The organism is Sandaracinaceae bacterium (genome assembly GCA_020633055.1).
Lineage (GTDB): Bacteria > Myxococcota_A > Polyangia > Polyangiales > Houyiibacteriaceae > JADJJE01.
Map to the genome: position 1 here is coordinate 706808 of JACKEJ010000007.1, position 12322 is coordinate 719129.

Genomic DNA, 12322 nt, shown 5'->3' on the forward strand with positions numbered 1-12322 from the left:
TCGTAGGCTGGCCGTGCCCGCGCGAAGTCGACCCTTTCGCCATGGCGACCGAGGTCTCGCAGTATGTCCCGCCAGCGCACGCGAAGAGCTTGCACCACAACGGCGGTGTGTCCACCGCACACTGGCGGCGTGTCCACCGAACCGACGAAGGCAAGGCACCGAGGCTAGCTCTTGGGTTGGATGCGGGAGACCTCCACCACGTAGTACGGGCCTGGTTCCCAACCGCCACCGGCGAAGTACTCCGCGCCGGCGAGCGCGTCCCCGAGCGTCGCGAAGAGGCACTGGGCGTTCGTCGTGCACTCCCGGGCGCCCCCGTTGCAGGACAGCGGGGAGCACTCGAAGGCATCGCTTCCGCTGTGGTTCACGGCGTCGAATCCGAGCAACTCGGTGCTGGCCGTCGGCGGCGGCGCGGCGGCGATCCCTGCGAAGTCCACGGGTTGCCACCCGTCGGACGCGCGGTCTTCGTGCCAGATGCGCAGCGCCAACATGGCGTAGGCGCTCGCCGTGTCCTCCGGGACCAGGCTCCAGGCGCCCTCGACGGTGTCGAACGCTCCGAACCGGTTGTGCTCCCATCGCTCGAACCACGCAGGAGGCGCGGCCGAGATGCAGTTGCTGACGGACCACACGCCCGCGACCCGTGCTGGCAACGCCATCTCGGCGGACGGGGAAACGATGACTTTGGGGAGGTATCCAACGAAGATGAACGCCATGGATCGAGCCTAGGGTACTCGGCACGGGATGGTCGACGGCCGCGAGGAATCATGGTCCCCGCCGACGCACGCGAGGCGCCCACGGGTCGATGGCAGCGTCAGAACACCTGGGGGCGAGAAGGGTCCGGGTTCCATCGAGCCAAGACACGCAGCTGTGCTCAGTGGGAGCCGTCGACATCTTCCGATGCGACGGTGGTGAACCCGCCCACGGGCAGCTCTGGGTGTGCGGAAATGAAGCGACGCACGGGAGCAGGAACGCCTGCGAACGGAGAGAGTACGGGCCCCAACGCGTTCACGTCGACGTAGCGCGAGGTGCTGTAGGCGCTCCAGTCACCGTCCGAGCCGGAGTACGGCACGTCGCACGTGACCTGATAGCGCAGTCTCTGGCCGTGCGCGTCGAGCACGGGAAACGCCGCCACGACCGAGAAGCTGTCGCTGCAGTCTTCGTCGCTGGAAACGGGATGTTCCATGGCATCGCGTTGCGCCGCCGCGAGACGCGTGCGTGTCAGTCGGGTCGCCGGCAAGAAGTCGACCGTACGGAGCGAGCGGAGGTCGATGGCGCGCAGCGAAGTGCGCCACTCGCCGTGGGCCGCACCACAGCTGTACTCCCAGTCCCTGCGTCGCACGAACAGGAGCGGACCGATGCTCGCGACGAGCTCATCGGTGACGGTTCGCTCACCGATCGGGACCTCGGACGGAAGCGTCTCCCACAACGGGACCTGGCGTTGCGGTCCCCGGAGGTCGAGCTCCGAGACACGTCCACGCTTGGTCGCGACGCCACGTCCGTCTCCTTCTCCTCGCCCGCAGTTCACGAACCAGGCGTTGCGCGGGCGAGGAACGGGTGTGACGCGCTGCCCGCCGACGCTCAACGTCACACCCCGGGTGCGCGCCTGCACGCGACCGTTGGCGTCGACGGCGTACGTCCACGCTGGCCCGGGCTCCACCCAGTCACGCTCGCCCGCCTGCCGCGTCCACACCAGCGCAACCACCGCAGCGCGTGGCTGCGCCCGCGAGACGCCGACGACGACTCCGGTCACCGTGCACCCAGCGAGGATGAGTACGACCCGTACGCGCAGCATGGATGCCAAACCTGCGCGAGACGACGATTCATTCCTGGGCGTGACGGTTCGCGTGTAGATCGCACGGGGCGTCCGGCCCCTGGCCTCGAGCCCGCAGTAGCTCCTGCTCGGTTGGGTAGACCCGGCAGTCCAGCGGCGCAACGACGTAGCCGAGACGCATCAGCCGTTCACAAACCTCGCGACTCAGCCTGGTCGAGTCCGTCGTGTAGTCAGGAGGCGTGGCCGCGACGGGTGGGCGGAGCGCGTCGGGTCCGAAGCTCGCGGCCTCGATGCGATCCGGCAGCGCGATGCCCAGCGCTTCGAGGATGGTGGGCGCGACGTTGGCCAGGGTTGCGTCCGTCGGGACGACATGCGGACGCCCGGGACCGAGAGCGACGAAAGGCACCTGCGATACGGACGGGGCCACCTCGGAATGACCAAACCGCCCGCCCTCCTCCGCCGTACCGAGGAGCTCCCCATGATCGGCGACGATGACCACCAACGTGTCGCGGAGCGCTCCTCGCCGCTCCAGCCTGTCCATGAACTGATCGAGCGCGCGGTCGACGGTGCGCACCTCGGCCGCATACAGCGAGGCGATCCAGGCTGCGTCCGCTGGAGTGGCCGACCGTTGGCCGCGCTGAACAGCTTGGACCCACCCTGCCGTCGCATCGGGTGCCACCGCCCCCTCGGGACGCGCGGGGGCGAACTCGGCAGGCGGGTCATACGGGACGTGGGGTTCCATCAGGTGCACATAGACGAACCAACGTTCCTCTTGCTGCGCCGCGATCCAGGACTCCGCAACGCTCAGGACGGCGGGGGCGGTGGTGCCTGCGTACGCGCGAAGCGCGTTGTGGAACTGCTCGAAGCCCTGCGTGACGCCGAAGGGCTCGCTGGTGTAGCCGTTCGCGGAGAAGCCCGCCGTGCGAAGACCCTCGCACTGGAGGATCTCCGGGAGCGTCCACGCGAGCCGGGGGATCACGGGCTCCTCGCCCAATGCGCGGGACCTGACGCGGCGCAAGCGCTCCGTCGGCACGCCCATCAGCAGGCTGCCCACGGCTCGCAGGCAGTGGGTCTCGGGGGACCGCAGTTCACCGCGCACGCCGCCCTGTGCGCGGCGCGTGAGGTTCGGCATGCGCTCCGCGGTCAGGTGGTCTGCACGGAGCGCGTCGACCAGAATCAAGAGGGCGTTGCGGGCGCGGCCCGTGGGGACATCGGGCGCAGCATCGGAGGTCTCCGACGTCTCAGTCTGAGGTGCAGTCGGCGTTGCTTCGGCGCCATGGCGCGTGGACGCCTGACCTGCGGGTGACTCTGGGCTGCCTGACGACCCCGAGCACGCGGCAAGGAGCGCGACCCACGCGGCGACTCCGCTGGTTCGATGGCTCGGCCAGGTCATGCGGCGCCCAACGTATGGTCCCGCGCGGGTGATTCCCAGGGAACGAGCTCGCGCGAAGAACGCCCGTCGCGCCAAGCGCCAAGGCCCCCAGCGACATACCAATCGCGTCGCGACAGCCGCTAGGCGCCCACCGCTCGCCACCGCTGCACGAACGCCAACGCCTGAAGGGCGAGAAACGGACCAAGGATCAGCCAGCCGAAAGGGACCTTGTAGAAGAACGGCGTGCCAATGTCGTCGGGGGTCTGTCCCGAGAGGGCGAGCACCTGGGCATCGTCCAGGGGGATGTACGAGTCCCCGTCGCGGTCGCACACCACGTACGACCCGCCACCTGTGAACAGCGGCACGAAGAACACCGAGAAGTCGCTGTACTTGTAGCCGATGACGGGTTCCGCGAACCCGACCTCCGCGATCGCCTCGGGAGTGACTACGTCCGCAACCTCCGCGATGTTCTCGCTGCTCCCGATGAGGGCCCAGCCGCGGCGCGCCTTCGCATGGCTCGGTTCGAACGCCATCACGTCGATGGCGAAGGTGATGAGAACGGTCGAGAAGAGCAGCCACCTCATGGGCGCGGACGATACCGACGTGCGTTCATCGCGTCGAGCTCGTGACACGGGCGCCAACGATGATGCGAGTGCCGTCGGACCGCCCGCGATGCTACACGTAAGGCGGAGCAAGCATGGGCAACAACGGCTTCGAGGTAAATGACGACCACTCATCGACGGGTCGCGGTGTCCGCTTCGGCTGCGGTGGACTCCTCGGCGTGGTGGCTGGGCTCTATGTGGCGACCGACTACCCCGATCTGAGCGGCGCGGAGGTCTGCGGGTTCGCGGCCGTGGGGTTGATCGCGGTGGGCTTCGTCTCGGCAGTGTTGGGCGACTCGTTCTGGGAGTCCTTGCGCGACCTCATGCGCTAGCGGCGTGTGCGCCTTTTCGTAGATGAGCGGTGATTGTCGGACGATGCGCCTGAGACGGAAGCGTTCGTCGACCCTCGCTTCAGTAGTGCAATCCCGGATCAGTGTCGGGGGACCTACGCGGCACGGTGACCGTGAACGCACTGTCCGGGAAGCGGGTGATGCGCGTGATGGTGAGGTGCAGGGTGGTCACGTAGAGGCGTTCGAGCACGTCACCTGACGCCACCTGCCCCCACCACAGCGGCCCCCCATCGGCGCTTGCCCTGTCGACGAACTCGAACCGCACACGCCGCTCCCAGAAGCTCGCGTGATCCGCAGTGAGGTACGCCCCGGCGCGACAGCTCTGCGAAGTGCGCGAGATGCGGCGGCAGTCGGTGATCACCACACGACGCGAGCGCTCCCGCGCACCTGCCCCCCGGAAGGCATCGTCAGAGATGATGGTGTTGACCTCCAACGTCGGGACGATGTCCTGCGCAGACACCAGCGCCTTCGCTGCGCAAGCGAACGCGACCACAACTCCCAGCACCGCCCTCATCGCTCACCGCCTCTCACCGGTCAGCTGCCGACAGTACCAGGAGCCCCGGGTCCCGTGTGCGGGAAAGCCGACGCGCGGCTGGCGTCGTCTGGCGGCGAGACGTACGAAGCCGAAGCGCGGGGTGTCGGCTGCGCGCCCTGGTGATGCGCCCGAAGGCGGTGCCTCGCGGTTGACGTTGTGACCTCGCCTCCCCAGGGTCGCCCGCGCATGCCCACCCTGGTCCACCTCGCGCCCGAGCATCTGCACCGCCGCATCACGCGCAGCGGGCTGCGTGGTGGCGCGTGGTCACTGATGGTCGGTGGCCAACGTGTTTCGTTCACCGAAGCCGTGTTCGCCATGCCGGTGCTGAGCGACTTCAGCGTCACGCACCAGTGGCTCCGGGAGCTACGCCGGCACGACGGGCGACGCTTCATCGGCGTCTACTTTCGACTCCCGGCCGAGACGGAGGTCTACGTCGGGCGGTTCGGGCAAGAACACCGCGCGCTCCCGCTGGGCGCTTCGGTCGCCGCTGTACGTGACTCGCCCGCGGGCGCCCAGATCGTGATCCCGGAGCGCATCGCCGCGTCGTCCATCCGCGCCATACGGGCGCTCCGCCAAGACGTTGGTTGGGTCGAGACCCCCGAGGGCACCACGCACTACGCCTGCGTGTGCAGCATGTGCCTCCGCCCGGGCACCCCCAACCTCATCCGCCGGGTCCGCGCCTCCTACCTGTGCGGCATGCGACACCTCGCAACGGCGGAGACGAACGTGGAGGCTGTGCGCGCCCTCGGTGTCGCGCAGGGGGCCATCGAACGCGGCCGCGGCCGGCTCCCCGTGGAGGCACTCCGCCGCTTCGCGCAACACCCCAGCCCCGTGGTGCGGAAACGCATCGCGCACCTGCTCAGCCTGTGCGGTAGAGCGGCGCCCCACGCTGCTACTGTCGGCGAACCATGACCCTCCCGCGCCGAGGAAGCCGAACCGTCATCGTCGATGGCGTCACGTATCGCTGGCGCGTGCGCACCCGCCCGACCGCGGCACAGCGCACAGGTCGCAGCCCGCTCGGTGTGGCGGTGGAGCGCGACGATGTCCGCGGCGCCACGTTGGTCGCCGTGCTCCGGCGACTGCACCCGGGAAGCGGTGGACTGGAGCGTACGTACGCGGTCACGCCCAGAGAGGTGGCGGCCGTGGTGCGGGAGGCGCTCAGCGCTGGCTGGACACCGACGCACGAAGGTCCGCAATTCGCCTTTCGTCCAGCGTCCGCGCGTGTTCCGAGCCGAACCGCCGAAGTCGGGCCTCCCGAGCTCACGACGGCGGTCATCCACGAGCTCGTCGCCGCGCGCACGTCACGCGACACGCTGCGGTTCGGGGACACGCAGACCCTGACGTGGCCGGGTGGCGGACGCTACGCGGGCGTGCGCATCGAGGTCAGCGGGAAGGACCTCATGGACTGGGTCCGCGACGCCGAGCGGCCGCACGTCGAGCGCGAGAACGCCAACCGCGGCGGAGGAGACCCGGCGTGTCACCTCGTCCCGGCGGACTATCTCCCCCCGCCCCAGACGTTCCGCACCTCGAGGGAGCTGTTCGGAGAGGTTCCGTCGGTCGAGGCGCGGTCGTTCGTCATGGAGCCGAGCGACAGACGCCTGAGCAAGACGACGCTCCTCACGTGCTCCTGTGGAGTCTCCGAGTGTGAGTTCCTGCTGGTGCGCATCTCCGTGCTGCCCGACGTCGTCGTGTGGTCCGACTTCGAGTCGTTCCACCGACCGTGGGTGTACGACCTTGGACCGTTCGTGTTCGACCGACAGGAGTACGAAGCCGCGTTCGGCTGATGGGTGCGATCACGGTCCGCGCGTCGGGGCCCGGCGGTCAACCGGTAGAGGACGTCTCCGTTCTCGGTGCGTTCGAACGGGAACAACCCACCGGGCTCTCGGTGAAGCGGCCGACCCCCGAGACCGGGATGTGCATCGCCCAGCTGGCGGTCCGCAACACCTCCCCATCGTCCGGCCCGAACGTAGCGCGCTTCTCGGGCTCGACAGGCTCGCGAAGGGCGGATTGACGCTCAGCACCAACCGGCGAAGCGAAACGAACGGGAAGAGGCGACGCACGCGCGGGAGGTGGAACATCTGGCGCGCGAGCTCGAGCACCTCGGGCTCGTCGCAGGACGTCAACAGCTCCTCCCAGGTAGACAGCGCTTCTGCGTCCGCCGCTCCAATCCCTGTCATGACCCTCCTCCGGCGACGAGCGCATGCATGTGGCACGCACCGTGGGCCTCGTCAGCGAGGGGAGCACGCCTCTGGCGCCGGAGCGCGATGACTCGAGCGAGTTCAACCACCCTCGGTGAGCGCGATTCCCATGCCATTCGATATCGCCTGGTCCGATCCACGCCTCACCTGGCAGTGGCCGACTGCACGCTGTGAACCTCGGAACACCCCACGCGCACCGCATCGTCGCGGAAGACCTGGTCACTGACCGCAGCTGCCATGGGCAGCGCGGCGAACACGAAGCAGGTCCCACAGGCGACCACCAGCACCGCGCGCGGGCCGATGGCGAGCCACCTGGACAGCCCAACCACGACTCCTACCAAGTTGATCACCGTCGCGGGGAGCAACGTCCACCACACGGGGGGACCGCACAGCGTCATCCAGCCAGACGTCGAGAAGACACCCAACAAGACCCACGCGGGAACGAACATCACCTTGAACGAAGGCTCGCGGCCGCCGAGGGGCACAGTGAGGTGAGGGTCGTGCGGTGAACGGCTCATGCGTGGGGTGTGCGGCAACGTGACCTAGTGTCGGCTGGCATCATAGCCCGAGAGCAGCGCGAACGATACGCGCCGTGGGCTCCTCCAGGACCGCGAACACGACGGTCGACACCTGGCGCGTCGGGCCGGCCCACCCGCGTAGGGCGCGCACCATCGCGCCCGCTGATGCGGTCTCGCCGGCCCCGCCGTGTCCCGCCCCGAGCAGCGGAAGGCCGAGCACGAACGACTCGGCGGACTCCGACATGGCGAGCTCCTCGGCGGCGTCTAGCGCGGCGCGCGTGCATCGCTCGATGCGGGTCGGGCCCGACGGTCCACCCGTCTCGGGGTCGGGCTTGCGATAGTCCACAGCAGCCACGTGCAGCACCCACCGGAACGCGCTCGCTGTACCCGCCGTCGTGACGAGGCAGTCGTCCGGCCCGAGGGGCTCGTCGAACTCTTCCTCCCACGCGCTCCGCACCAGCCGTTGGTACGGGGCGCCGCCGCACGCCTCGCGAATCGCGCCGCTTACCCCAGTGCCCAACGCCACCTCCGGGTTCGAGGCGTTCACGATGGCGTCAGCGCGCAGGCTGGCGTCGACGAGGCTCCCCACGAACACGCGGCAGTCCATGGCCCGCATGGTAACGGGCCGCGCTGACCTCGTCACCGCTGACACCCGCGCGCCCTCGCGATACCTTCTGCCGTGTCCGACTCCGACCTCGAGTTCATCACGTCCGTCCGTAAGCGCCCAGGCATGTACGTGGGAGACCCGTACGACGGCAGTGGCCTGCACCACCTGCTGCGCGAGCTCCTCGCGAACGCCCTGGACCAGTTCTACGTGGGGCGCCTGACGCGTATCGATGTCTCGGTCCTCGCCGACGGACGCCTGCGCGTGGAAGACGACGGCCGAGGGATCTCGACAGCACGCGACGCCGACGGGAGGACGTTCCTCGAGCGTGTGTTCACGACGCGGCACACGACGCCGACCGCCGATGGCCACGCACCCCATTGACATCTCGCGGACGTCGGCCTCGGCCTCGCGCCCGTGTGCGCGCTGTCGGCCGCGCTGCTCGTCCAGGTCAGGAACGCAGACGGCTGCTTCCGACGGACGTTCGCGTGCGGCGTCGCGACCGGCGACCTGGTGCGCACGGGGCCCGCGACGACCACGGGGGCCACTGTGGAGCTGCTCCCCGACCCCGACATCTTTCCGCGCCCCGCCTGGGACCCGGCGCGGATAGACCCGATGCTGCGCGAGCTGGCGAGCTTGTGCCCGGGCCTCACCACGTCCTTCGCGTTCGAGCGGCGCCGCTACGGCCCGTTCGAAGACCTGCGAGACCTCGTGTGTGAGCTGGGCGATGGTCGCCCGCGCCCGGAGGACGTCATCCTGTGCAGCGCCGACGACGGACCGATGAGCGCGCGCGTCGGCCTCTGGTTCTCGAACCCCGCGTTCGGCGCGCCCCCGCGCGAGGCCAGCTACTGCAACCTGCTGAAGACACACGCCGGAACGCACCTCGATGGCTTCCGGCGCGGGCTCGTCGATGCGGTCGCGAGCGCGGCTGGCGCGCGTTCACGCGGGCGGACCACCGCGGCGTACGACCGCGTTGCAAGGGGGCTCGTCGCCGTGATCAGCGTGACCCTCGTCGACCCTTCGTACGGAGCGCCCACCAAGGACCAGCTCACCACGCCGGCGGCACGCGGCCTGGTCGAGCGCGCCGTGCGCGAAGGCTTCGGCGCGGCGCTTGCCAAGGACCCCCAACTCGCGGCGTCGCTCACCGAGAGGCTGGCCCGATGACCGAGGACGAGCTCATCGCTCGGTTCGGTGTGCCACCCGCGGACCCGCGACACTCACCCGAGATTCGCCGTGTACTCGAAGAGGAGACGCAGCGCCTGCGGGACGGCACGGGGGACAGCGCCGCGGCACGCCTGCTCTGCGTCCACCTGTGCCTCGGTGGCGATGTGACCGATGCGCTCGCGGTGTGGCGAGCCAAGCAATCCTCGTTCGACGCGGGATGCTCCATCGACGTCCAGCTGATGTGCGGTGCTGGACTCGCCACGACGAAGCAGCACCTCGCCGCGCTCACGGGAGCGCTCGCGCGCGACGCGCTCGACTACATCGAGGTGTGCGAAGCGCATGGGGACTTCGACGGCTTTGATGTCGACGAGCTGCGCGCAGACGCCCAGCGCTACTACAGCGACGCGCCGTAGCACTCGGCGCCACCACACGCCCCAAATGCCGAGCGACGGCCGTAGCAGCGCCCGGGTTCTCGCAGGCCCATGGCGCGACAGCCCCAGCGGCTCCGTGCCTTCAGAAGCTCCGCACGGGACCACCCTCTCCCGCTGAAACGCCCACTGCGTGGAGCGCATCGAGGTCGCCGTAGGCCACGCGAACGGAACAGCCGCGGGCCACGAGCTGAGGCGCTGCCTCGCCCATGTGGCGCCACTGCACCTCGTGCCAAGGGGTCTGACCAAAGAGTGTGCGAACACCTGCCTGGGTGGCTTCGATACGCGCAGCAGCGACACCGAACGCGAGCGCGGACGCCAGCAAACCAGCCGCGGCCACGCTGCCCGCGACGACCGAGCCTGCGCCCGCGACGGAAGACCCGCCCACGGCAACCGCGAACGCGCCAATGCCGCACATGCCGAAGGCACACCCTGCGCCCAAACGGTCTCCAACGCTCCGCTGGATGACCAGCATGCCGGCGCGCCGCACCACCCCAGCGGGAGCGCGTGCGAGGGAGACGCTCATGACCGCACCCGCCGTGATGGCCATCCACGGTACCCACGGCAGCAGCGCCCGTAGCAGCCAGAGTCCCAGACCGACGACGGCGAGGATCACCACCAGCAGAAAGACGAGCAGGTCCAGCACCTGCAAGACCTGGCCGACCCCTTGGAAGCACGCGCGCACACGTCGCCACACCATGTGGGCGACAACATGCGGTGCCGGCGACCATTCCAAACGCCGCCCCGCGGTCCGACTTGGGCGCTGGAGTCCGCGGGAACTTTCTGAGAAAAAAGGGTGTCGCTGTGTCGTGCAACGAACCAGGCGAAGGGCGCTGAAGCGGATGCGCCGGGTAGCCGAGAGGGAGCTCGTGCCCATCGCCATGCTGGCGATCCTCGCGCAGCTCTCGCGCTATGTCGTGGCGGGCTTCTCGTTGCGGCCCGAGCTCCGTGCACTCCAGAGCGCGGCGGACGACCACGCCATGATCTGGCGACGGGCGGACCTGGCGCTGACCGCGGTGCTCGGCCTGTGCGTCGTCATGGCCCCCACCGTGCCGTGGTCGGCGTCGCGACGCAGGCGCGTTGCGCTAGGTCTGGCCATGGCTGCGGCGGGCATCGCGTCCTGCCGGGTCGTGCACTGGACCACCCACACGACGGCGCTCGTGTCGTGGTCGGTCGTCGCGGTGGGGTTGAGGGCGCTGGTCCACCGGCGCGTACCGCGCGTCACTGCGCTCGCGGCGGGCGTGGTCGGCCTGCTCGCCGCGCCTCCCCCGGTGGCTGTCTGGCTGCCTGGATCCGAGCCGGGGATGCTGTGCATGTGGCCAGGCTCGCTCCTCACCGAAGCGCTGAACATCCTCCCTGGGCTAGCTGCGTTCGCGTTGATGATGGGCCCCGCGTCGAACGGAACCCAACGCACGCCTCACGCGGACCGGTGGCTGCAGCGCATGTGCACCCTCGTCGCCGTGCTGTTCGTGGCGGACACACTGCTCGAGCATGGCATCGTCCGACTCGTCGCAGGGCCATCGAACCAACGTCTGAACGACGTCTTCAGGACCGCCTTGCTCGCGTCGGCAGCAGACTGGTCAGCGGCGCACGTACTGGCCCTCGCGGGCACGCTGCTCGCGGGCCTGATGGTGCTGGCGTTCGCACAAAGGACGTTCGCGCTTCTCGGCCAGGTCACACGGGGTCTGCGCCTCGGGTCGCACCGCGGCCAGCGGCCTCCCGCGTGCTCCACCGGCGTGACGTTCGCGCTGACGGGGTGCGTCGTCGCGGCCAGCCTCCTCGGTCGCAACGCGTTCGCGTATTCGCGCCAAGAACATGGCGCGGCGTGGGCACTCCGAGAGCGGAGTGCGGTCATGGCTCGTCTCCGCACCACGCCCGCACGACTGGCAGACGGCCCTCGCGGCCGCGTCCTCTGGGTGGAACCCAACGGGTCGTTGCGCGACGCGGACGATGGGGGACCTCCCGTGCAGCCCGTCGCCCTCCACTATGGCGGTGTCCTCATGCCCGAGAGCGCCACCGCGGCGGACTTCGCGGCCCTCGCGCGCAGCGTGTGCGACCGCGAATGCCAACTCGAGTGGGTAGTGCCGATGGACGCGTCCAACGCCCTCGGCGAGGCCCTCCCCTCGCGCTTCGCCATCGCGCGCCCGTTGCGACGACAGCTGGTCACCACCGCGGTCAGCGCGCACCGGCTCGCGGATCCCCCGGATCCACAGTGGTCCTTCATGCGCCGAGACGCGACGCCCGTTGGGAGGATGGACGCCGTGCTCTCGGGTGCGCCGAACACCCGCCTCGTCGACGTCGACCGCAGCGCGGGTCTCACCTACGTGGTTCCCGGTCCGCACCCGCCCGCGAGCGCCGCGCTCCCGCGTCATCACTTCGGCGCCGACACGGCGGCGCTGGTCCAACATCGGCTGGGCCTCGTGCTCGGCGCTGTGTCGCTGGGGTTCGGAGCTTGGCTCGGGTGGCTGCTCGGCGTCGTCGTCATCACCGCCCGGCGCTACGCCCTCTGCACGGTGGGTGGGCCGCTCGACCAAGCCTCAGCCACGGCTACACCCTGTTTCCCAGGGTGGGTGCCACGCGGCCCAGCGCACCGCCCCGAGCTCACGGGCGGGGCATCCCCCTACCGGCGTAGCGGCACAGCGTGGGTCGGCTCACCGGGTAGCGTGCTCCGGTGCGCCCTGGACCGGGTAGCGCCCGCTCTGGTAGCGCTCGGGCTCTTCCTGCTCCCCAGTCTCGTGGTCGGCGCCGTGGTCACCTGGATGCTGAGCGCGCCGTGATGCCGA

15 protein-coding genes are annotated in these 12322 nt (G+C 69.7%); 7 read left to right on the forward strand and 8 right to left on the reverse strand.

All coding sequences use genetic code 11. The annotated features are described in order from the left end of the window. Positions 1-164: 164 nt before the first annotated feature. The 4 genes from H6726_16440 to H6726_16455 form a co-directional block, all read right to left on the reverse strand. Positions 165-710 (reverse strand): hypothetical protein, encoded by a 546-nt coding sequence (locus H6726_16440; protein MCB9659234.1) that lies wholly within the window; start codon positions 708-710, stop codon positions 165-167. A gap of 158 nt (positions 711-868) precedes the next feature. Beyond that, on the reverse strand, positions 869-1789 hold the full coding sequence (locus tag H6726_16445) for a hypothetical protein (GenBank protein MCB9659235.1): 921 nt from the start codon (positions 1787-1789) through the stop codon (positions 869-871). 28 nt (positions 1790-1817) lie between these two features. Then, the gene (locus H6726_16450; protein ID MCB9659236.1) at positions 1818-2948 is read right to left on the reverse strand and encodes a sulfatase-like hydrolase/transferase; all 1131 of its coding nucleotides are present in this window, start codon (positions 2946-2948) and stop codon (positions 1818-1820) included. A gap of 332 nt (positions 2949-3280) precedes the next feature. Continuing rightward, on the reverse strand, positions 3281-3724 hold the full coding sequence (locus H6726_16455; protein ID MCB9659237.1) for a hypothetical protein: 444 nt from the start codon (positions 3722-3724) through the stop codon (positions 3281-3283). A 113-nt stretch (positions 3725-3837) separates the two neighbouring features. On the opposite strand from H6726_16455, the gene H6726_16460 reads away from it, so the two are divergent. Beyond that, the gene (locus tag H6726_16460; protein MCB9659238.1) at positions 3838-4074 is read left to right on the forward strand and encodes a hypothetical protein; all 237 of its coding nucleotides are present in this window, start codon (positions 3838-3840) and stop codon (positions 4072-4074) included. A gap of 79 nt (positions 4075-4153) precedes the next feature. On the opposite strand, the gene H6726_16465 is transcribed toward H6726_16460, so the two are convergent. After that, a complete protein-coding gene (locus H6726_16465) occupies positions 4154-4606 on the reverse strand; it encodes a hypothetical protein (GenBank protein MCB9659239.1) in 453 nt (150 codons plus the stop codon). A 207-nt stretch (positions 4607-4813) separates the two neighbouring features. Between H6726_16465 and H6726_16470 the strand changes: the two genes are divergently transcribed. Both H6726_16470 and H6726_16475 read left to right on the forward strand, forming a co-directional pair. Further along, positions 4814-5539, forward strand: a complete 726-nt coding sequence (locus H6726_16470; protein MCB9659240.1) for a hypothetical protein — start codon at positions 4814-4816, stop codon at positions 5537-5539. After that, entirely contained in the window at positions 5536-6411 is an 876-nt protein-coding gene (locus tag H6726_16475) for a hypothetical protein (protein ID MCB9659241.1), read from the forward strand. Before H6726_16470 ends, H6726_16475 begins: the two co-directional genes overlap by 4 nt. Before the next feature lie 557 nt (positions 6412-6968). Here H6726_16475 and H6726_16480 read toward each other — a convergent pair. Both H6726_16480 and H6726_16485 read right to left on the reverse strand, forming a co-directional pair. Further along, positions 6969-7343, reverse strand: coding sequence for a hypothetical protein (locus tag H6726_16480; protein MCB9659242.1), 375 nt, complete (start codon positions 7341-7343; stop codon positions 6969-6971). 40 nt (positions 7344-7383) lie between these two features. Further along, positions 7384-7950 carry a macro domain-containing protein gene (locus H6726_16485; protein ID MCB9659243.1) on the reverse strand — a complete coding sequence of 189 codons (567 nt, stop codon included), beginning with the start codon at positions 7948-7950 and terminating at the stop codon, positions 7384-7386. A gap of 72 nt (positions 7951-8022) precedes the next feature. Here H6726_16485 and H6726_16490 point away from each other — a divergent pair, with 72 nt between their 5' ends. Genes H6726_16490 through H6726_16500 form a run of 3 tightly spaced genes read left to right on the forward strand, consistent with a single transcriptional unit; the run spans position 8023 to position 9524 of the window. After that, a complete protein-coding gene (locus tag H6726_16490) occupies positions 8023-8331 on the forward strand; it encodes a hypothetical protein (protein ID MCB9659244.1) in 309 nt (102 codons plus the stop codon). Between the two features lie 33 nt (positions 8332-8364). After that, positions 8365-9111 carry a hypothetical protein gene (locus H6726_16495; protein MCB9659245.1) on the forward strand — a complete coding sequence of 249 codons (747 nt, stop codon included), beginning with the start codon at positions 8365-8367 and terminating at the stop codon, positions 9109-9111. Next, positions 9108-9524: a hypothetical protein gene (locus H6726_16500; GenBank protein ID MCB9659246.1), complete on the forward strand. Its 417-nt coding sequence runs from the start codon at positions 9108-9110 to the stop codon at positions 9522-9524. Before H6726_16495 ends, H6726_16500 begins: the two co-directional genes overlap by 4 nt. Before the next feature lie 100 nt (positions 9525-9624). Here H6726_16500 and H6726_16505 read toward each other — a convergent pair whose 3' ends face one another. Next, positions 9625-10239: a hypothetical protein gene (locus H6726_16505; GenBank protein ID MCB9659247.1), complete on the reverse strand. Its 615-nt coding sequence runs from the start codon at positions 10237-10239 to the stop codon at positions 9625-9627. Positions 10240-10408: 169 nt separating this feature from the next. On the opposite strand from H6726_16505, the gene H6726_16510 reads away from it, so the two are divergent. After that, the gene (locus H6726_16510) at positions 10409-12316 is read left to right on the forward strand and encodes a hypothetical protein (protein MCB9659248.1); all 1908 of its coding nucleotides are present in this window, start codon (positions 10409-10411) and stop codon (positions 12314-12316) included. Positions 12317-12322: the final 6 nt, after the last annotated feature.

Coding starts and splice junctions, on each gene's coding strand:
- H6726_16500 (MCB9659246.1), top strand. CDS start 9,108: ATGACCGAGGACGAGCTCATCGCTCGGTTCGGTGTGCCACCCGCGGAC.
- H6726_16455 (MCB9659237.1), bottom strand. CDS start 3,724: ATGAGGTGGCTGCTCTTCTCGACCGTTCTCATCACCTTCGCCATCGAC.
- H6726_16475 (MCB9659241.1), top strand. CDS start 5,536: ATGACCCTCCCGCGCCGAGGAAGCCGAACCGTCATCGTCGATGGCGTC.
- H6726_16445 (MCB9659235.1), bottom strand. CDS start 1,789: ATGCTGCGCGTACGGGTCGTACTCATCCTCGCTGGGTGCACGGTGACC.
- H6726_16460 (MCB9659238.1), top strand. CDS start 3,838: ATGGGCAACAACGGCTTCGAGGTAAATGACGACCACTCATCGACGGGT.
- H6726_16465 (MCB9659239.1), bottom strand. CDS start 4,606: ATGAGGGCGGTGCTGGGAGTTGTGGTCGCGTTCGCTTGCGCAGCGAAG.
- H6726_16485 (MCB9659243.1), bottom strand. CDS start 7,950: ATGGACTGCCGCGTGTTCGTGGGGAGCCTCGTCGACGCCAGCCTGCGC.
- H6726_16440 (MCB9659234.1), bottom strand. CDS start 710: ATGGCGTTCATCTTCGTTGGATACCTCCCCAAAGTCATCGTTTCCCCG.
- H6726_16480 (MCB9659242.1), bottom strand. CDS start 7,343: ATGAGCCGTTCACCGCACGACCCTCACCTCACTGTGCCCCTCGGCGGC.
- H6726_16505 (MCB9659247.1), bottom strand. CDS start 10,239: ATGGTGTGGCGACGTGTGCGCGCGTGCTTCCAAGGGGTCGGCCAGGTC.
- H6726_16470 (MCB9659240.1), top strand. CDS start 4,814: ATGCCCACCCTGGTCCACCTCGCGCCCGAGCATCTGCACCGCCGCATC.